The 19,068-nt window shown below is 64.0% G+C and carries 20 protein-coding genes and 1 tRNA gene; 13 read left to right on the top strand and 8 right to left on the bottom strand.

What is annotated here, in order from left to right; translation table 11 throughout:
• Positions 1-2 precede the first annotated feature (2 nt).
• Positions 3-476 carry a hypothetical protein gene (locus tag ACTX90_RS02745; RefSeq protein WP_443443040.1) on the top strand — a complete coding sequence of 158 codons (474 nt, stop codon included), beginning with the start codon at positions 3-5 and terminating at the stop codon, positions 474-476.
• A 181-nt stretch (positions 477-657) separates the two neighbouring features.
• Here ACTX90_RS02745 and ACTX90_RS02750 read toward each other — a convergent pair whose 3' ends face one another.
• On the bottom strand, positions 658-1,131 hold the full coding sequence (locus ACTX90_RS02750) for a DUF4913 domain-containing protein (RefSeq protein ID WP_047117951.1): 474 nt from the start codon (positions 1,129-1,131) through the stop codon (positions 658-660).
• 145 nt (positions 1,132-1,276) lie between these two features.
• Entirely contained in the window at positions 1,277-2,254 is a 978-nt protein-coding gene (locus tag ACTX90_RS02755; RefSeq protein ID WP_443443041.1) for a hypothetical protein, read from the bottom strand.
• Here ACTX90_RS02755 and ACTX90_RS02760 point away from each other — a divergent pair.
• Positions 2,248-2,697 carry a hypothetical protein gene (locus ACTX90_RS02760; RefSeq protein ID WP_047117949.1) on the top strand — a complete coding sequence of 150 codons (450 nt, stop codon included), beginning with the start codon at positions 2,248-2,250 and terminating at the stop codon, positions 2,695-2,697. The two genes, ACTX90_RS02755 and ACTX90_RS02760, sit on opposite strands and share 7 nt — an antisense overlap.
• A 64-nt stretch (positions 2,698-2,761) precedes the next feature.
• Positions 2,762-3,604, top strand: a complete 843-nt coding sequence (locus ACTX90_RS02765) for an aldo/keto reductase (RefSeq protein ID WP_047117948.1) — start codon at positions 2,762-2,764, stop codon at positions 3,602-3,604.
• Positions 3,605-3,666: 62 nt separating this feature from the next.
• Here ACTX90_RS02765 and ACTX90_RS02770 read toward each other — a convergent pair.
• From ACTX90_RS02770 to tmk, 4 genes are all read right to left on the bottom strand, one after another.
• Positions 3,667-3,741 (bottom strand) — tRNA-Thr (locus ACTX90_RS02770).
• An 82-nt stretch (positions 3,742-3,823) separates the two neighbouring features.
• On the bottom strand, positions 3,824-5,344 hold the full coding sequence (locus ACTX90_RS02775) for an alpha/beta hydrolase (RefSeq protein WP_244910914.1): 1,521 nt from the start codon (positions 5,342-5,344) through the stop codon (positions 3,824-3,826).
• 55 nt (positions 5,345-5,399) lie between these two features.
• The gene (locus ACTX90_RS02780; protein ID WP_443443043.1) at positions 5,400-6,554 is read right to left on the bottom strand and encodes a DNA polymerase III subunit delta'; all 1,155 of its coding nucleotides are present in this window, start codon (positions 6,552-6,554) and stop codon (positions 5,400-5,402) included.
• A complete protein-coding gene (gene tmk / locus ACTX90_RS02785; protein WP_113607708.1) occupies positions 6,551-7,204 on the bottom strand; it encodes a dTMP kinase in 654 nt (217 codons plus the stop codon). The genes ACTX90_RS02780 and tmk overlap by 4 nt, the downstream gene beginning before the upstream one ends.
• Before the next feature lie 96 nt (positions 7,205-7,300).
• Between tmk and ACTX90_RS02790 the strand changes: the two genes are divergently transcribed.
• From ACTX90_RS02790 to ACTX90_RS02805, 4 genes are all read left to right on the top strand, one after another.
• Positions 7,301-8,458, top strand: coding sequence for a trans-sulfuration enzyme family protein (locus ACTX90_RS02790; protein ID WP_443443044.1), 1,158 nt, complete (start codon positions 7,301-7,303; stop codon positions 8,456-8,458).
• A gap of 67 nt (positions 8,459-8,525) precedes the next feature.
• Positions 8,526-8,843 carry a DUF2516 family protein gene (locus tag ACTX90_RS02795; RefSeq protein WP_052772188.1) on the top strand — a complete coding sequence of 106 codons (318 nt, stop codon included), beginning with the start codon at positions 8,526-8,528 and terminating at the stop codon, positions 8,841-8,843.
• A gap of 127 nt (positions 8,844-8,970) precedes the next feature.
• Positions 8,971-9,714 (top strand): phosphoglyceromutase, encoded by a 744-nt coding sequence (locus tag ACTX90_RS02800; RefSeq protein WP_443443046.1) that lies wholly within the window; start codon positions 8,971-8,973, stop codon positions 9,712-9,714.
• 201 nt (positions 9,715-9,915) lie between these two features.
• On the top strand, positions 9,916-10,218 hold the full coding sequence (locus tag ACTX90_RS02805) for a DUF4193 domain-containing protein (protein WP_038993831.1): 303 nt from the start codon (positions 9,916-9,918) through the stop codon (positions 10,216-10,218).
• A 195-nt stretch (positions 10,219-10,413) separates the two neighbouring features.
• On the opposite strand, the gene phoU is transcribed toward ACTX90_RS02805, so the two are convergent.
• Positions 10,414-11,067, bottom strand: coding sequence for a phosphate signaling complex protein PhoU (phoU, locus tag ACTX90_RS02810; protein WP_053797368.1), 654 nt, complete (start codon positions 11,065-11,067; stop codon positions 10,414-10,416).
• A 211-nt stretch (positions 11,068-11,278) separates the two neighbouring features.
• Here phoU and ACTX90_RS02815 point away from each other — a divergent pair, with 211 nt between their 5' ends.
• A complete protein-coding gene (locus tag ACTX90_RS02815) occupies positions 11,279-12,493 on the top strand; it encodes a sensor histidine kinase (RefSeq protein ID WP_113607710.1) in 1,215 nt (404 codons plus the stop codon).
• Entirely contained in the window at positions 12,490-13,170 is a 681-nt protein-coding gene (locus ACTX90_RS02820; protein WP_047117924.1) for a winged helix-turn-helix domain-containing protein, read from the top strand. Before ACTX90_RS02815 ends, ACTX90_RS02820 begins: the two co-directional genes overlap by 4 nt.
• Before the next feature lie 111 nt (positions 13,171-13,281).
• Here the strand turns inward: ACTX90_RS02820 and ACTX90_RS02825 are convergent, their stop codons facing one another.
• Entirely contained in the window at positions 13,282-13,818 is a 537-nt protein-coding gene (locus tag ACTX90_RS02825) for a hypothetical protein (RefSeq protein ID WP_047117923.1), read from the bottom strand.
• 355 nt (positions 13,819-14,173) lie between these two features.
• Here ACTX90_RS02825 and ACTX90_RS02830 point away from each other — a divergent pair, with 355 nt between their 5' ends.
• The 4 genes from ACTX90_RS02830 (at position 14,174) to rlmB (ending at position 18,517) form a co-directional block, all read left to right on the top strand.
• Positions 14,174-14,659, top strand: coding sequence for a CarD family transcriptional regulator (locus ACTX90_RS02830; RefSeq protein WP_047117922.1), 486 nt, complete (start codon positions 14,174-14,176; stop codon positions 14,657-14,659).
• Positions 14,660-14,763: 104 nt separating this feature from the next.
• Positions 14,764-15,999 (top strand): 2-C-methyl-D-erythritol 4-phosphate cytidylyltransferase, encoded by a 1,236-nt coding sequence (gene ispD / locus ACTX90_RS02835; protein WP_443443048.1) that lies wholly within the window; start codon positions 14,764-14,766, stop codon positions 15,997-15,999.
• Between the two features lie 91 nt (positions 16,000-16,090).
• Positions 16,091-17,542 (top strand): cysteine--tRNA ligase, encoded by a 1,452-nt coding sequence (cysS, locus tag ACTX90_RS02840; protein WP_047117920.1) that lies wholly within the window; start codon positions 16,091-16,093, stop codon positions 17,540-17,542.
• A gap of 27 nt (positions 17,543-17,569) precedes the next feature.
• The gene (rlmB, locus tag ACTX90_RS02845) at positions 17,570-18,517 is read left to right on the top strand and encodes a 23S rRNA (guanosine(2251)-2'-O)-methyltransferase RlmB (protein WP_443443049.1); all 948 of its coding nucleotides are present in this window, start codon (positions 17,570-17,572) and stop codon (positions 18,515-18,517) included.
• The last annotated feature ends 551 nt before the right edge of the window (positions 18,518-19,068 follow it).

A 19,068-nucleotide genomic window follows, 5' to 3' on the forward strand; every position in this document is an offset into this window, starting at 1 on the left:
TCGTGGAAAATAACAAAAAAATATCATATTTGACAAAAAGTGATATTTTAACATCCTCATTATTCGGCATTGCCATCATTGCCTTGATGATATACATCGAAGAGTATGGATTTGCCTTGGTATTATCGCTGACAGTAGTTAGCGGTCTGATAATTAGCGCAAAAAAGCTTCGCTGGTCGCAAAAGTCTTGGGATGCAATGATGAGTAGCCTCAGAACGTCTAGTTTCAATTCAACATCAGCTCCACGGATCGGATATTGGATTGCTCGCACAACGTCCAGTTCAGAACGCACAACATACTGGTTCGGAAAAAGCTTTCTTGACCATTATGAATTCACTCGAGTGCCATCCAAGCTCGGAGAGAAATTCGAGACTACATTCGACGAGTCGAAGTATCCTCATTTTCAAAAGAAGAGTACGAAATATTCGATCGACGAACAAGCAATTAAAAACTTGTCGAAGTTCGTAAAATTCTAATATCTCGAAGATCGTTCTTTCGCATTAAGGAAACCTATTTTATAATACTGCCGAGTCGCAGAATGAATTCACCATTATTTAAATGAAATTCACTTAGCATATATCGGTATTTAATTATTGAAATACATCTGACAATCAATGCAATAAAACCTGGCCGGCTGAACTTAGCTGGCCAGGTTTTTCACTGTCCTCCCGAAACCACCGATGAGCGGAAGTACCCCTCCGGCGCCTCAGCCACCGGGAACATCTCTGGAAGCTGCGGGTGCATCACCTTGTCATACGCATGGAACGGGCCGTCCTGAGCGGTGAGCCGATCCATCAACGGATAGAAGTAGTCGCGATAGAACACCAAGATCTGCTGCGGTCCATCCCACCGCATCTGCTCCCACGTCTCCCACAACGCGGTAACCACCGAATACACTTCCGAGTACTCATACCAGTTCGGCGCCCACGCATGCCCCGAAGGACCGCACTTCCGCAGGTAACGCGGTAGCGCGTAGCCGCGCAACCACTGCTGCGCGTCCTCATACACGAAAGGCCGCTCCGAGACTGCGTGCTCGGTATCCTGCGGCGAGGTCGCCGGCTGCGCCGCGGGTTCCTGGGGCTCGTCACCGTCCAGATCCAGCTCATCATCATTCGGTGGGATGCCGACCATCGCGACAGCTCCTGTCCTTGGGTGCGGGCCGGCGCTGCCGCTGCCATACCGCGTTTGCGGTGCTTCATCGCCGTCTGCGGATTCTGGGTGCTCGGCGGCAACGGAAAATCAGCGTCCTTCCCGCCCTTCTGCTTCCAGACAGCGATCACCCGTTCCGACGCGGCACTATGCCGATCCAACGCCAGCGTGCCCGCATCCTCCGGGCCAGCCCCCGCCGGGGACGTTGTGCCCGCTTCCTTGGCTTCAGCGGTGCCAGCGTTGACCCGGTCAAGATGTTCTTGACCCTCAGCTCGTTCAGCTTGCCGCAGATGCGCGGCCTCGTCCTGCTGGGCTTCCGCCGCCTCGCCAGTAGTGGTCTCTCCGGTGGCAGCTTTGCACCCTCGGGCACCAGGTGCGGGAACTTCCCGGCAATCGCCCGGTCCACCTCATCGTCATGCCCATACCACGACGGAACAAAACTAATCGTGTCGCGCCCACCAATGGACGGGTCACGCACCGTATCCGCCGGCATCAGTTCCAAGCGACGCAGCACTTCCTGTTTGCTGATCTCCACAGGACGTTCCAAACCATCGTTGTAGTCATAATCCCGGAACGTCCCCTGCGGCTGCGCAAACCACGGCTCCTGGCCCATGGGTGGCTGCTCGGCCTTGGCTCGCTGGCCAGCCAAATAGTCATCCAGCGCATCGCGCAAGGCACGGTGCCGGTCAGTGGCCGCCGTGGGATGATCCCGATTCAGATCCTCAACGTTGATCCCGAACTGGTTGCGGATACGGTCAGCGCCAGCCATGAATGCCTGGGAGGCGGCTTCGTGCCGGCCCGCCAGTTCACTAGCCACGATCATACGATCTGCAATCGCTTCGCTGCCAGCAGTGTTCCAAAACTTTGGAGAGGATAAATCGCGGTGCACAAGCTGCGCGATGTTGCGTTCGTGTTCTGCGTTGGCGTTCGCTTCCGCACCTCGCATCTGCGCCCGACGCTGAGCGTGTACGACCAGTTGCATCCCTGAACCCAACTCAGCCTGCGCGACGCCACCGAAGTCCACTTCGATACTCCACGCGGCGGTACTGCCCGGTAGGCTTGGTACTGACTTGAAACGACAACTTGCAAAGTAGAGCGATGGCATTCTTCTCACGTTTGCGCGCACAGCGTGCGGCAAATCGCGAATTGGGCGAGGGCGTGTGGCGCCGTGCCCACGATCGCTTCACCCGATCCCTGGACCGCATTTTCCAGGTGCTCGAAGGCATCAACGACGTCGAGGTCTACAACCAGCTGGTGAAGCCGGCTAACGAGATGGCCGACCTGCTGCCCATGGTACGCCAGCTGTGCACCGATGCCCAGCGGATCACTCCCAGCGAGGATGAGGTGATTCCGCAGGCCACCGCCAGCGTGCACCGCTCGCTGACCAAGTCTGCCAACGACCTGGCGACCACCGCCCAGGTGATCGCCATGATGCGCATGCAGGCTGAAGCCGGTTCGCCGATCAATGTCCTGTCCGTCGTGCACCGCGCCCAGATCGTGAAAGAGGACGTCAACCGGGCTGCACAGCTTTTGGAAGCGCTCAAGTAAAGCTACCTTACGATGTTCCTGAAAATCCCTGCGGCCAGGGCTGGGGATGCACTAGATTAAGTGCATGACCCAAACTGTTCCAGAACTGAAATTCCACGACGGAAACACCATCGACCAGCTCGGCTACGGCGTATGGCAGGTGCCTGACGCCGAGGCTGAAATCGTGGTCGGCAAGGCCATCGATGCGGGCTACCGCCACATCGACACCGCCAAGATCTACGGCAACGAAGAAGGCGTCGGCCGCGCCATTGCCGCATCCAGCGTCCCGCGCGAAGAACTGTTCATCACCACCAAGGTGTGGAACGCCGACCAGGGCTACGAGAACACCCTGGCCGCTGCCGACGCGTCGCTGCAGCGTCTGGGCTTGGACTACGTCGACTTGTACCTGATCCACTGGCTGCAGCCCAAGCGCGGCACCTACGTGGACACCTGGAAGGCCTTGATCCAGCTGCAGAAGGACGGCAAGGCCAAGTCCATCGGCGTCTGCAACTTCACCATCGAGGCGCTGGAAGAGCTCTACGCCGAGACCGGCGTGCGCCCGGTGATCAACCAGGTGGAAACCCACCCGTACTTCCCGCAGTCCGAACTGCGCGCCTACGAGGCGCAGCACGGCATCCTGCACGAGTCCTGGTCCCCGTTGGGCCAGGGCGGCGACCTCCTGACCGACCCGGTTCTGGTGAAGATCGCCGAAAAGCACAAGGCCTCCGTGGCGCAGGTGGTCATCGCCTGGCACCTGGCCCTGGGCAACGTGGTCATCCCGAAGTCGGTGACCGATGCGCGCATCATCGAGAACTTCGCCTCGCTGCAGCTCACCCTGGATGACGAGGACCTGGCCGCGATCAACGGCCTGGACCGGGGAGCCGAAGGCCGTATCGCCGCCGACCCGGCCACCGCAGATTTCGCCTAGCACCCACTGCGGATGCGAAAAGGTCCTTGGTTTCAGCTGAAACCAAGGACCTTTTCTTCACATGGAGCCCCCTGCCGGATTTGAACCGGCGACCTGCTCTTTACGAGGGAGCTGCTCTACCCCTGAGCTAAGGAGGCCTGCGCCTGCAAGCAGGCACTGTGTAACTTTATCCAAGTAGAACTAGCAACGTCAAAACGACGGGCGAATTCGCGCTGCCAATTAGCAGACGGTGCCCGCTTCGGGGACCTTGCCGTCAATCAGGTAGCCGTCCACGGCGTCGGTGATGCACTGGTTGGAGCGTCCGTACGCGGTGTGGCCGTGGCCCTCGTAGGTCAGCAAGGTGGCGTTCTGAAGCTGTTCGGCCAGCGACTGCGACCAGGCGTATGGGGTGGCCGGGTCGCCGGTGGTGCCGACCACCAGGATCTGATTGGACCCCGGAGCGTCCAGCGACTCGGGCTGGCCGGTGGCCTTGTAGCTCCACTTGTCGCAGGTGAGCTCTCCGTAGGCCAAGTACTTGCCGATCGTCGGGGAGGCCTCTTCCAGCGCCTTGGCGTCAGCCTCCATGGCCTGCTCGCTCGCGTCCATCGGGCGGTCCAGGCAGTTGACCGCGGTGAACGCATCGGTCGAGTTGGACCCGTAGCTGCCGTCCTCCTGGCGGTCGGCGGACAGGTCGGAGAAGTACAGGATCGAATCCACGTCGCCCTGCATGGCCGCGGCCATGCCCTGGGTCAGGTACGGCCAGTTCATGTCGTCGTACAGCGGGATGATGAAGCCGTTGATGAAGTCGATGATCGGCACGGTGCGCCCGTCAGAGGACTCCAGCGGCTGCTCTTCGATGCGCGCGAAGAAGTCCTGCAGCTGGGTTTTGGCCTCGTCGAGATTTCCGGTGAACGGGCAGTTCTCGCCTTCAAGGCAGTTCTGCAGCCAGGCGTCGATCTCGCCTTCGAAGCCCTGGGCCTGGGCCAGGGTCAGTTGCTGCGCTGTGGCCAGCGGGTCCATGGCGCCGTCCAGCACGAACCGGCCGACCTTCTGCGGGAAGAGATCGGCGTAGGTGGAGCCGAGGAAGGTGCCATAGGAGTAGCCCAGGTAGTCAAGCTGGGTGTCGCCGAGCACGGCGCGGATGATGTCCATGTCCTTGGCCGCGGAGACGGTGTCCACATGTCCGAGCAGGTCTCCGGTGTTTTCCGCGCAGTCCTTGGCGTAGTCCTCGGTATCGGCCTCGACCTCGTCGCGGTCCGCCGGATCCCAGGCCTTGAGGTTCTCCTGGCGGCTAGCGTCGATTTCCTTGTCGGTTTGGCAGGTCACCGGGGTGCTCTGCCCCACGCCGCGGGGATCGAAGCCGATGATGTTGTAGGCACGCTGCAGGTCGTTGCTGAGCATCAGCTGGACCGATTCGGCGACCATGTCCAGCCCCGAGCCGCCGGGGCCTCCGGGGTTGACCAGCAGGTTGCCCTGCGCGCCGTCGACGGCGCGGCGGTTCAGCGCCAGCGTGATGCTGTCCTTTTCCGGTGCGGCATAGTCCAGCGGGACCTCGATGTCAGCGCATTCGATGGTGCTGCCGCACTTTTCCCAATCAACCTGCTGGGTGTAGTACTGCTGAAGTGCAGGGACCTCGGTCTTCGTAGCGTCGGCTGCGTTGCCCGCGCTGTCCTCGCCGGAGGTCGGCGCACAGGCGGTCAATCCCAGGGCGAGCGCGGCGGCCGTGGCGGACAGGCGGTACAGGTTGCGTCGTGCGGACAAGATGGTGGTTCTCCTTGGGGGTGGATGCGCAGTCCGGGTGGGGGAATCCGGGAAGCTAGCGGCGGCCGGGGTTCTGCAGCAGCCGGGCCATGAGGGCCTCGAGCGCCATGAGCTGGTTGACGTTGGCGGCGATGCGCTGGCGGGTTTCATCGATCGCGTCGATCTGCGACAGGGTCTTTTCGCGGCTCTGGTGGGCGGCGAAGGCGTTGAGCTTCTCGCGCAGGTGCTCGTTGACCAGCTCGACCTGGGTGTGCAGCTGCAGGCTGAGCACGTCGCGGAAGAAAGTGGTCAGGTCCGTCAGGGTGCGGTCGATGGCGTCGAAGCTGGCCCGCCGGGCGAAGCGCTTGGCGTTCTCTTCCAGCTCGCGGAACTGCCCGCGCAGCCCGGCGGGGATGTTCTCCTCCTCGCCCAGGCCGTTGGCCTTGCGCAGCTCGGCGACCTTGTGCTGCAGGTCGGCGCCGGTGATGTGCTCGGCGCGCTCGGCCGACAGCTTCGAGATCTCCGCGGCGGCCTCCATGGCCTGCGGCAGGGTGGTCACGCGCAAAGGCAGGGTGACGACCTTCTCGCGCTGGATGCGGGCCTGTTCGTCGCGGGCCAGCAGGCGGGCCACGCCGATGTGCGACTGCGAGGCGCGGGCGGCGAAGCGCGCCAGTTCCAGGTCCAGTCCGTCGCGGCGGACCAGCAGCTGGGCGACCTCTTCGGTGGAGGGGATGGACAGGTTCACTGCGCGGCAGCGCGAGCGGATGGTGACCAGCACGTCGGCCGGGGACGGCGCGCACAGGATCCAGATCATGTTCGCCGGTGGTTCCTCGATGGCCTTGAGCATCACGTTGCCGCTGCGCTCAGACATGCGGTCGGCGTCTTCGATGATGATGATGCGCCAGCGGGCCTGGGAAGCCTTGTCCTGGGCCTGGGTGATGATCTCCCGCACGTCCCTGACCTGGTACTCGAACTTCTCGGTCGAGATGAAGGTGACATCCGGGTGCTTGCCGGCAACGACGCTGACGCAGGTGGGGCAGGCGCCGCAGCCGGCGGGGGATTGGGTGCACTGCAGCGCCGCGGCGAAGGCGCGTGCGGCGGTGGTGCGCCCGGAACCCGGGGGACCGGTGAACAGCCATGCGTGGGTGGGGTCGCCCTGGTCGACCTGCTCGGTCAGCGTGGTGATGACACGCTGCTGGCCTGCCAGATCCGCGAAGACCGGGCGGATCACAGCAGGTCCTCCAGATGCGCGGTGATCTGCGCCTGCAGCTGCTCGATGCCCTGGTTGGCGTCGAGCACCAGGTAGCGTTCCGGCGACTTGGCGGCCAGGTCCGCGAAGGCGGTGCGGATGCGGTTGTGGAAGGCATCCGGCTCGGATTCTAGCCGGTCCGATTCCTCGACGCCGCCGGTGCCGGCGATGCGCCGGGAACGGCCGTCGGCCGCGGAGATGTCCAGCAGGATGGTGGCGTCCGGGGCCAGGCCGCCGGTGGCGAAATTGTTGATGGAGGCGACAGCCTCCACGCCGAGCTCGCGCCCCACGCCCTGGTAGGCCAGGGAGGAATCGACAAAACGGTCGCAGACCACGTGGGTGCCGGTTTCCAGCGCCGGGATGATGACCTGCTGGACGTGGGCCGCGCGGGCCGCGGCGTACATCAGGGCCTCGGTTCGGGCGTCGATCTCTCCGTGCCCGTGCTCCAGCACCAGGGCGCGCAGCTCCTCGCTGATCTGCGTGCCGCCCGGTTCGCGGGTGGTCAGCACGGTGGCGTTGCGCTCCCGCAGCCACTGGCTGGTGCGCTGGACCTGGGTGGACTTGCCGGCGCCGTCGCCGCCTTCAAAGACAATGAACAGGCCGCGGGCAGGGGCGGACGAATCGATACTCACCCCACTAGCCTAACGAACCTGCCTGTGGATCCCGTGCGATGAAATGAAGTGAAACGCTTCGGGACGCAGACAAACGCCAGGCGTAATCTGGTGGATATGACCAACCCCGCAGAATCCGCCGCCCCTGTTGCCTCTTGGGATCCCAAGACCTTGATCGTTGCCGGGGGACGTCCGGCCCATGGGCTGGACGCTCCGGTCAACCACCCGGTGACCTTCACCTCCACCTACCACTCGCAGGGGATCGCCGCTGCAGGCGAAAAGGTCTACGCGCGGTTCTCGAACCCCACCTGGGATCCCTTCGAGCAGGTGCTCGGCGCGCTGGAGCGCTCCGAGCTGCCGGCGCTGGTGTTCTCCTCCGGCATGGCGGCGATCGCCGCGGCGCTGAGCCTGGTGCCCGAGGGCGGGACCATGGTGCTGCCGGCCCACTCCTACAACGGCACGCTGGGCCTGGCCAAGGAACTGGAAACTGCCGGGCGCTTCACCCTGCACCCGGTGGACGTCGCCGACACCGAGCAGGTGCTCGGCGCGCTGCAGGGCGCGGACGTGCTGTGGCTGGAATCTCCCACCAACCCGATGCTGGAAGTCGCCGAGCTTCCGGCGCTGCTGGCCGCCGCCAAGGCGCAGGGCGTGCTGGGCATCGTGGACAACACCTTCGCCACCCCGCTGCTGCAGCGGCCGCTGGAACTGGGCGCGGACCTCGTGGTGCACTCGGTGACCAAATATCTGTCGGGGCATTCGGATGTCATCATGGGCGCGCTGGCCACCCGCGACGAAACGCTGCACACCAAGCTGCACGGCTACCGCACCCTGCACGGGGCGATCGCCTCCCCGATGGACGTCTTCCTGGCGCTGCGCGGGGTGCGCACCATGGCCGTCAGACTGGAGCGCTCGCAGGCCAACAGCCAGCTGCTCGCCGAGCGCCTGGCCGCGCACCCGAAGGTCAATGTGGTGCGCTATCCGGGCCTGCCGCAGGATCCCGGCCATGCGCGAGCCAGTGAGCTGATGGATGGCTTCGGCTCGGTCATCGCCTTCGAAGTCGGGTCCGCCGCGCAGGAGGCGGATGCGGTGGTCGCGGGCTTCGGCCTGATCACCGCGGCCACCTCGCTGGGCGGGGTTGAAACCCTGGCGGAACGCCGTGCGCGGCACGCCTCGGAGCCGGCCACTGTCCCGGCGAACCTGATCCGCCTTTCGGTGGGCATCGAGGACGTGGAAGACCTGTGGAACGACCTGTCCCAGGCGCTGGAACGGATCTGAGGCCAGCGCGGATATCAGTCGCGTGGCATGTGAAGCGCGGAGCACGAGTCGACGGTAAGGTGAAAACATGCAATTCATGAATCTTGCGTTCCTGATCGAGGCCTACATGCTGCGCGCCCTAGGGATTGTCATCCTGGTGCTGGCCGTCTGGGCAGTGGTTGATTGCCTGCGCCACCCGGCAGACCGCTTCGCCCAGGAGGGCAAGCGCACCAAGGGCTTCTGGACCGCGCTGACCGTCGGCAGTGCCGTGGTCGCGGCGTTGTCCGTGCTCAGCGCCGGCAGCGGCGGATTCCTCCAGCTGATCGGCGCCTGCGTCGCCTGCGTCTACCTGGCCGACGTGAAGCCCGCAGTGAGCGGCAAAGGCGGCGGCTGGTACAACTACTAGCCCGGTCCTCCGGCGAAGTTTTCGGCTCAACCCGGGTCGCAGCATGTAATACATGTCGCGGCCCGGGTTTTGCGTTCGGCGGTAACGTTCAGCCGGAGATGCCCCGCCATTGGATAAGATGGAAATCATGAGCCACACTTTGATTTTGCTTCGCCACGGACAGAGCGAATGGAACGAAAAGAACCTTTTCACCGGTTGGTACGACGTGTCGCTGACCGAAAAGGGTCGCGCAGAGGCCGCCCGCGGCGGCCAGCTGCTGGCCGAGGCAGGCTACAAGCCTGAGGTTCTGCACACCTCGCTGCTGACCCGCGCCATCGTCACCGCGAACCTGGCACTGGAAGCCGCCGGGCGTTCGTGGATCCCGGTCAACCGCGACTGGCGCCTGAACGAGCGCCACTACGGTGCGCTGCAGGGCAAGGACAAGGCCCAGACCCTGGCCGAATTCGGCGAGGACCAGTTCATGCAGTGGCGCCGCAGCTACGACACCCCGCCGCCGGCGCTGGCCGACGACTCCGAGTTCAGCCAGATCGGCGACGAGCGTTACGCCTCATTGGGCGACGACGCGCCGCGCACCGAATGCCTCAAGGACGTCCTCGAGCGCCTGCTGCCGTACTGGGAGAACAACATCAAGGCCGACCTGTCCTCAGGCAAGACCGTCATGGTGACCGCGCACGGCAACTCGCTGCGCGCACTGGTCAAGCACCTGGACGGCATCAGCGACGAGGACATCGCCGGACTGAACATCCCGACCGGCATCCCGCTGGTTTATGAACTGGACGACAACTTCCAGCCGATCACCGCCGGCGGAACCTACCTGGATCCAGAAGCCGCGGCCGACGCCATCAAGGCAGTCGCCAACCAGGGCCGCTAGCCAACCCGGCTTTTCGGCGGCACCGCCCCGGCCACCTCCCACAAGCTTGGCCAGCGGTGCCGCCGTTGCTGTTTAACGGGAGGTTGCCGTGAAATCTCTGGCTGTGAGCGAAACCATGACTAAGGATTGTCTTTTTGGTATTACTATGCTGTAATCTCCTATTTCGAATAGGCTCAATGGCTCACGTTAGGAATGCAATTCGTGGCAACTGATTACGACGAAGTCCGCCCGGACGTTGCCGAGGCGCGCAAGGCTTCTCTGGACGCGGTTAAGTCCGCCAACGCACCAGACGCCAAGTCCGTGGTGCGCGAGCTCGACGAAACCGATCACACCGACGGCATGGACCTGCCAGGTGCAGACCTGTCCAACGAGGAACTGACCGTTACGGTCATTCCGCAGAAAGACGACGAATTCATCTGTGGTTCGTGCTTCCTGATCCGCCACCGTTCACAGCTTGTACGTGAAGAGGGCAATGTAGGATTCTGCGTCGAGTGCGAAGGCTAAGCCTTCCCTAGACGCCGTGCTCTGCGAATGCGCAGAACACATTGACTGTAGAGGCCAACCGCCGAGGTGGCCTCTACAGTCGTTTAAGCCGGATTTCCGGGCCGCGTCAGGGGCTTGCCGTCGATTAAGCCAGGACGCCGCGGGCGCCGGGGAATTCTCCCCGGCGCCCGCGGCGTTCAAGCTGGTTTGGTGCGCCTAGACCTCTGACGGATCCCATTCACCGGTCACCAGGTAGGTGACCTTGCGGGCGACGGAGACGCCGTGGTCGCCGAAGCGCTCCAGATAGCGGCTAGTCAGCGACACGTCGACGGTGGTCGGCGCATTCGCGGTCCAGGCCTCGTCGGCCACCTGGGTGAACACGCTGGCGTGGAGGGCGTCCAAGCGGTGGTTCAGCTCGATGATGTCGCGGGCAATCTGCAGGTCGCGGGTGTCCAGGAGCTTCGCGACGGCCTGGGCGATCTGGATGTCGAGTTGGGCCATTTGCGAGAAGGTGCCGGTGATTTCCGACGGCAACGCACGGCTCGGGAAACGCAGGCGGGTCAACTGGGCCAGGTGGCGGGCCAGGTCTCCCATGCGTTCCAGCGAGGCGCTCATGCGCAGCGAGCCGACGATCATGCGCAGGTCCGAAGCCACCGGACCCTGCAGCGCGAGGGTGTCGATGGCGCGCTCATCAAGCTGGTTCTGCAGGAAGTCGATCTTCGCATCGGCGGCGATCACTTCCTGGGCCAGCTCCACATCGGCGTTGGCCAGCGATTCCCACGCCCGGTCCATGGCGACGGCAACCTGGTTCGCCATCTCAATCAGCTCTTCGCCGATCTGCTGCAGATCGGCCTGAAATACCTTGCGCACGTAATATTCCCTTTCAAGGTTCGGAAGGTGCTCACGCCCGCGTGAACATGGTTCTGTTTTCGGGCATGGCGGAGGGTCTGAATCCAGAATGCCAGCGGGTGATTAACGATTATTCCCGGAAAGGTGAACGTTTGGTGAACAGCGCGCCGAAATGGCTGTTTTCGCGTCATCTGCGGACAAAAGTCCCATGGATGAAAGATAGTCTAAAGATGTGAACGAAGTAATCTCGATCTTGATTGCCGCGGTGCTCGGGTTGGCGCTGGGAGTCGTGGGCATCTTGGCCTTCCGGTTCTCGCAAAACCGCACCGCCCGGCTGCCCGAGGTCGACGAGCCAGTCTTGCCGGAAGGCGCCGCCGCGGTGCTCTCCGTGATCGGGCGCGCCTTCGTCATCCTCGACGACGTCGACGGAGTGGTCCGCGCCAACCCCGCTTCCTACGCCTACGGTCTGGTCCGCGGGCACACCCTGGTGCACGACGAGCTGCTGGCGCTGGTGCGCCAGGTGCGCGCCGACGGCGTGATCGCCGAAAGCCAGTACGAGCTGCAGCGCGCGACCCTGGGTGCCGGGCAGCTGATCGTGCATGTGCGCGTGGCCCCGCTGGGGGACGAGTACATCCTGCTGCTGGCCGACGACCGCACCGAGATCACCCGCACCGAGGCGATGCGCAACGACTTCGTCGCGAACGTCTCGCATGAATTGAAGACCCCGGTCGGCGCGATCTCGCTGCTGGCCGAGGCGATCAGCGAAGCTGCCGACGACCCGCAGGCGGTGCTGCGCTTCTCCACGCGCATGGGCAAGGAATCACGGCGCCTGGCAGCCTTGGTGCAGGACATCATCGAGCTTTCGCGGCTGCAGTCCAGCGACGCGATCACCCACGGCCGCGAGTTCCAGCTCGCCCCGGTCATCGCCGAAGCGGTGGACCGCAACAAGCTGCTCGCAGAGGAAAAGGGCATCACCGTCTCGGTGGGCGGCAGCCTGGAGGAAGAGCTCCACGGGGATCCGGATCTGCTGATGACCGCGTTGCGCAACCTGATCGACAATGCGATCCGCTACTCCCCGCCGAACACCACCGTGGGCGTGGGGGTGCGGCAACGCGACGGCTACGCCCAGATTTCCGTGACCGACCAGGGCCCCGGCATTTCAGCGGAGGACCAGGAACGCGTATTCGAGCGCTTCTACCGCGTGGACGGCGCCCGCTCGCGCCAGACCGGCGGCACCGGGCTGGGCCTGAGCATTGTCAAGCACGTGCTGGCCAACCACGGCGGCGAGGTGTCGCTGTGGTCGCAGCCGGGCCAGGGCTCCACGTTCACACTCAGACTTCCCATGATGGATGAAGAACCGGCTGCAGCGCTTGAGCCGGCCGCAGATATGAAGAAGAAACAAGCGGTTGCCGCGTCTGCGGAAGACCGTGAAGGAGGACGCCGATGACCCGCATCTTGATTGTCGAGGACGAGGAATCGCTTTCGGACCCGCTGTCCTATTTGCTGGAGCGGGAGGGATTCGAGGTCAGGGTCGCCGACGACGGGATTGTCGCGGTGAGCGAGTTCGAACGCCATGGCGCGGACCTGGTCCTGCTGGATTTGATGCTCCCCGGCCAGCCCGGCACCGAGGTGATCCGCCAGATCCGCCTGAACAGCCAGGTTCCGGTCATCATGCTCACCGCCAAGGACTCGGAGATCGACAAGGTGGTCGGCCTGGAGCTGGGCGCCGACGACTACGTCACCAAGCCGTACTCCTCGCGCGAGCTGCTGGCCCGCATCCGGGCAGTACTGCGCCGCCAAGGCGAAAGCGAAGAGCTGGTCAGCAACGTGGTGACCGCCGGCCCGGTGCGCATGGACGTGGAGCGCCACATCGTGTCGGTCAACAACGCCGAGGTGGCCATGCCGCTGAAGGAGTTCGAACTGCTGGAAATGCTGCTGCGCAATGCCGGACGCGTGCTGACCCGCGGCCAGCTGATCGACCGCGTCTGGGGCAGCGACTACGTGGGCGACACGAAGACCCTGGACGTGCACGTCAAGCGCCTGCGCTCGAAGATCGAAGGCGACCCGGCGGCGCCGGAACTGCTGGTGACCGTGCGCGGCCTGGGATACAAGTTCGTGGCCTAGCGGGAACTGCCCTGCCGGGAGCCGCTGCGGGCGGCGGCCGCCGGCAAGCAGAAAACCCCGGCGGTGCCTCACTGTGCAGTGGGCGCCGCCGGGGTTCGTCTGTTCTGAAGCCTAGTGTCCGGACTCGGACTTAGGGCTTGGAACCAGGTGCTCGTTGGTGCTTGCCTCGTAGCCGCCCGGAACGAAGTCGCGGTATTCGGCCAGGGTTCCGTCAACCACTGGAACCGAGAAGTCTACGGTCGTGCCGGACACGGTGAACTTGGTGTCGGCGTGCTGGCCGGCCATGATGCCCAGGTCGCTGATGACGGTCTTGTTCTTCTCGTCTTCCAGCTTGGTCTGGCCCTCGGCGGCGACCTTGACGGTGACAGGCGAGGCGTTGCCGGCCTTGATCTGAAGGCTCAGGTCGGACTTGCCATCGTTGACGACGGTGCCGATCAGGCGAGCGTCGGTGGCCTCGGCGTTGGTCACGAACATCAGGTTGCGGACCTCGGCATCGGCAACGTCGACGTTGATTCCGTCGCTGGCTGCGTAGTCGATATCGGTGGCCTGCTGGTTGATGGCGCCACAGCTGGTGACACCGAATGCCAGGGCAGCCACAGCGAGGGACGCGGCAACGCGGCGTCCAACGGTCATGCGTGCGGTGATCACGACACTAACTCCTCGGTGAGAATAATGAGATGCTTCGGTTCGCGGCCGCGTGAAACGGTCGGCACCTAAGGATCAGTGCAGACAGCCGTATTGACCACGATTACCTCTAAGCCTAGCCGTTTTTTGGTCAAAGACGCGATTTAGCGACGTGCAACACACACTTTTCGACAGCTTGTAGACAGGTTGCCCGATGGGGAAAGGGGCAGGTGGGCAACGTGCACACTCTTTTCATACCACGTTCCTCCGGCGATTGGAAGAGGGAATTCCGCATGATTTCGCGGTTATTCGGGGCACGGTGGAACCGGCGTCCGCGCCAGACATGGTAGACTGGAAGGTGGGAAAGGGGTTTATCCACATGGTTTTTGAGGTTGGCGAGACTGTTGTCTACCCGCACCACGGCGCTGCAACGATCGAGGAGATCAAGCTGCGCAAGATCAAGGGCGAAGAGAAAATGTATCTCAAGCTTCGCGTAGCTCAGGGAGACCTGACTATCGAAGTTCCCGCCGACAAGATTGATCTGGTTGGCGTGCGAGACGTGGTAGATCCGGAGGGCTTGAACCATGTGTTCGATGTCCTGCGTGCTGAATTCACCGAAGAGCCGACCAACTGGTCGCGCCGTTACAAGGCGAACGTTGAGAAGCTTGCTTCCGGTGACGTCATCAAGGTGGCTGAGGTTGTCCGCGACCTGTGGCGCCGCGAGAACGACCGAGGCCTCTCCGCTGGCGAGAAGCGCATGCTGGCCAAGGCGCGCCAGGTCCTGATCAGCGAAATGGCGCTGGCCAAGGATCTCGACGAGACCAAGGCCGAGGGGTTGCTGGACGAGGTTCTGGCTTCCGCCTAGGAAGAATCACCTGACAACACCGCGGGGCGCATCACGCGCACCCGCGGTTTTGCATTTAACCCGACGGCCGGTGGCCGTCGCCCGGGCGCGATAAGCTCTTCCCTGTGAACCAAGTGAAACAGCGCAACGCATCGGTGATCCTGGTGGCCGCGGGAATGGGCACCCGGCTGGGCGCCGGAATCCCCAAGGCCCTGGTGGAAATCGCCGGCAAATCCCTGGCCGAGCACGCGGTGGACCGCATCCTGGAAGTGCCCGGGATTCGCGAGGTCATCGTGGTGACCCCGCCCGATGACGACCGCCTGGCCGAAGCGCTGCGTGGCTACCCCGATTCGGTGCGCACCGCCCCCGGCGGCTCGAGCCGCGCCGGATCCGTGCGCAACGGGCTGGCTCAGGTCTGTCCGGATGCCGAGCTCATCCTCGTCCACGATGCCGCCCGCCCCTTCGCCCCCGCCGCGTTGTTCCAGCGGGTGCTGGAGCAGCTGGAAGTTCCCGGCTGCGACGCGGCCATCCCCGCGCTGCCCGTCACCGACACCATTTCAGTCGTCGCTACGGACCCTGCCGGCAGCGAGCTGGTGGTCCAGACCCCCGACCGCTCGACCCTGCGCGCGGTGCAGACCCCGCAGGGATTCAGTGCCGCCACGCTGCGCGAAGCGCACGCCGGGCTCGGGACGCTGAGCGAAGAGCAGCTCGCTGCGGTCACCGACGACGCCTCGATCGTCCGCGCCGCCGGCGGCGCGGTCCATGTGGTGGCAGGGGACGCCCGGGCGCTGAAGGTCACCCACCCGGATGACCTGGCCGCCGCCGAACAGCTGGCCGCCGCAACCACCGAAGCACCCCACAGGAATGAGCCCCAGGACATGCTGCTGCCCCGCGTCGGCACCGGGATCGACATCCACGCCGTAAGCACCGACCCGGAGCGCGAAATGTGGCTGGCCGGGCTGTACTTCCCGGAAGACATCGGGCTGTCAGGGCACTCCGACGGCGACGCCGTGGCCCATGCCGCCTGCGATGCACTGTTCTCCGCCAGCGGCATCGGGGACCTGGGGACCCACTTCGGCGTCGACCGCCCGGAGTTCGCCGGGGCCAGCGGCGTCAGCCTGCTCACCGAAGCGGCGCGCCTGGTCCGCGAGGCAGGATTTGAGATCGGTAACATCGCGGTGCAGTTCGTCGGGCGGCGCCCGCGCTTCGGCGCACGCCGCGAGGAAGCCAACCGCGTGCTCTCCGCGGCGGCCGGAGCACCGGTGAGCATTACCGCCACCACCAGCGACGGGCTGGGATATGAAGGCGCCGGGGAAGGCATCACCGCCTACGCGACCGCACTGGTCTACGAACGCCCGTAGGCTCCATCCCGGAAGCTGGCGGGGCGGCGCTCAGCGCGGCGAGCTCCAAGCCCCGCACGCAAGCGGCAGGTTCTTCGGATAACCTTAAACCGTGAGCCTGCGATTCTATGACACCAAATCCGCTTCCGTACGCGACTTCCAGCCACTGACCGACGGTGAAGTGAAGCTGTACTACTGCGGCGCCACCGTGCAGGGCATGCCGCACGTGGGGCACGTGCGCAGCGCCATCGTCTTCGACGTGCTGGTGCGCTGGCTCGAGTACCGCGGCTTCGCGGTCACCACGGTGCGCAACGTGACGGATATTGAAGACAAGATCCTGGAAAAGTCGGCGAACTCCTTCGCCGAGGATTTCACCGCCGACGAGTACTACACGCCGCGCGAAGAATGGTTCGCGCTGGGCTACCGGTTCGAGCAGGAATTCGCCCGCGCCTACGAGACGCTGGGCGTGCGCCGCCCGACCTACGAGCCCCGCGCCACCGGCCACATCACCGAGATGCACGAGCTGATCCAGCTGCTGATCGACCGCGGCCACGCCTACCCGGCCACCGACGGCTCCGGGGACGTGTACTTCGACGTGCGTTCCTATCCGCAGTACGGCGCGCTGACCCGCCAGAACATCGACGACATGCAAGCGGCCACCGACGCGGATCCGCGCGGCAAGCGCGACCCGCGGGACTTCGCGCTGTGGAAGGGGCACAAGGACACCGATCCACTCACCGCGTCCTGGCCGAGCCCCTGGGGACGCGGACGCCCGGGCTGGCATCTTGAATGCTCCGCCATGGCCACCAAGTACCTCGGCACCCACTTCGACATCCACGGCGGCGGGCTGGACCTGCGTTTCCCGCACCACGAGAACGAGCTGGCGCAGTCCGCGGCCGCCGGCCACGGCTTCGCCAACTACTGGATGCACAACGGCATGGTCACCTACGAGGGCGAAAAGATGTCCAAGTCGGTGGGCAACACCATCTCCCCGCAAGAGATGCTGGAGCTGGCCGACGCCCGCGTGGTGCGCTACTTCCTGGGCCAGGCGCAGTACCGCTCCATGCTGGACTACCGCCCGGACTCCTTGACGGAGGCCGGCGCCGCGGTGGAGCGCATCGACACCTTCATCTCCAACGCCCGATACCGGCTGGGCGAGGCCGCCCAGGCCATCACCGCCACGCACGTGCCGCAGGCGTTCGGCGCCGCGATGGACGACGACCTGAATGTGCCGATGGCGCTGGCCTCGCTGCATGAGACGGTCCGCCACGGCAACGCCTCGCTGGACGCGCATGAGGACGGCGCGGTGGCCGAGGCGCTGGGCCAGGTACTGGCGATGACCCGGGTTCTGGGGCTGGACGACGCCCGCCAGGACACCGGAGCCGCGGCCTCGGCCGAACATCAGGTGCTTGACACGCTGATCCAGGCGCAGCTGGCTGAACGAGCCGAAGCCCGCGCCGCCAAGGACTGGGCCCGCTCGGATGCCATCCGCGACGCGCTGGCCTCCGCCGGAATCACCGTAGTTGATTCAGCGGACGGCGCCCGCTGGACCCTCGAGAACTAAAACGACTTCAAACCAAAGGACAAGCAGATGAGCAAGAAGGGCCCAACCAAGGGTAGTGGCGGTAAGGGACGCAGTTCCCTCAAGGGCAAGGGCCCGACCCCCAAGGCGGAAGACCGCCCGTACCACAAGGCCTACCGCAACAAGCAGCTGGCCGAGCGTTCGGCTGCCAAGCGGACCGAGAACAAGCGCACCGACCGCATCCGCGTCAACGCCGAATACGTCACCGGGCGCAACTCCGTGGTCGAAGCGCTGCGCGCCGGCATTCCGGCCAAGGCGTTGCACGTTGCCATCCGCATCGACGTCGACGACCGCGTCCGCGATTCCCTGAAGCTGGCCGCAGAGCAGGGCATCCCGCTGATGGAAGCCTCCAAGACCGAGCTCGACCGCATGACCGACGGCGCGATCCACCAGGGCCTGGCCCTGCAGATCCCTTCGTACGAGTACAAGGATGCAGTCCAGCTGGCGGCCAAGGTCGTCAAGGACTACGAAAAGGGCTACCGCACCGCGCAGCCGCTGCTTCTGGCCCTGGACGGCATTACCGATCCGCGCAACCTGGGCGCCATCGTGCGTTCGGCTTCCGCCTTCGGCGCCGACGGCGTGATCATCCCCGAGCGCCGCAGCGTCGGCATGACCGCTTCGGCCTGGAAGACCAGTGCCGGCGCAGCAGTCCGCGTCCCGGTGGCCAAGTGCACCAACCTCACCAATGCCCTGAAGGAAATCAAGGCCGCAGGCATCTTCGTGATCGGCCTGGACGCCGGCGGCGACATGCAGCTGCCGAACTTCGAACTGGCAACCGGTCCGCTGTGCATCGTGGTGGGCTCCGAAGGCAAGGGCCTGTCCCGGCTGGTCCGCGAGCACTGCGATGCGATCGTCTCGATCCCGATCAACTCCGCCATGGAATCGCTGAACGCGTCGATGGCGGTGGGCATCTCGCTGTACGAGGTCTCGCGACTGCGTGCAGAAGAAGCCAAGTAACTGCATCCCTGACCGATAAGGCTGTAATCCACGCACTGAAATGCGCAGATTACAGCCTTATTGCGTTAAGTGAGCCGCTTCATAAACATGTTTTTTGGGGTGATTTCGGGAATTCAAGCCTGTTTGAGCGGGGAAATCCCCGGAATCATGCGGAATTCCCGTCTCCTATCCGGGGAATAGGCCGATTTTGCGTGGGGGCGCAGGGCGTGTAAAGTTTTATCTCGCGCCGCTGACACGGACCGAACGGAAACGGACGGGAAGTCAACGCGAAGCGAACAGGCTTGGAACGCCGAGTTGACACTGGTCAACGAGGTGGTAAGCTTGAAAAGTTGCTCCGGAGCGAAGCAGCTCGAACCCTTCGGGTTCGGGATGCGGTGTCGAGAGTGTTTGTTGTTTGAGAACTCAATAGTGTGCCAAGTTTGTTGATACCAAATTATTTTTGTTTGGTGAATACGAAACATTTTGCTTGGGATGATGCACCCCCGTGTGTTGTTCCGAGTGTTTTTATTCGCCAGGATTTCATCACCACGTGTGGCTCCGTCTTTTTCCGG

It is taken from the genome of Glutamicibacter soli (assembly GCF_052322135.1).
GTDB classification, from domain to species: domain Bacteria; phylum Actinomycetota; class Actinomycetes; order Actinomycetales; family Micrococcaceae; genus Glutamicibacter; species Glutamicibacter soli.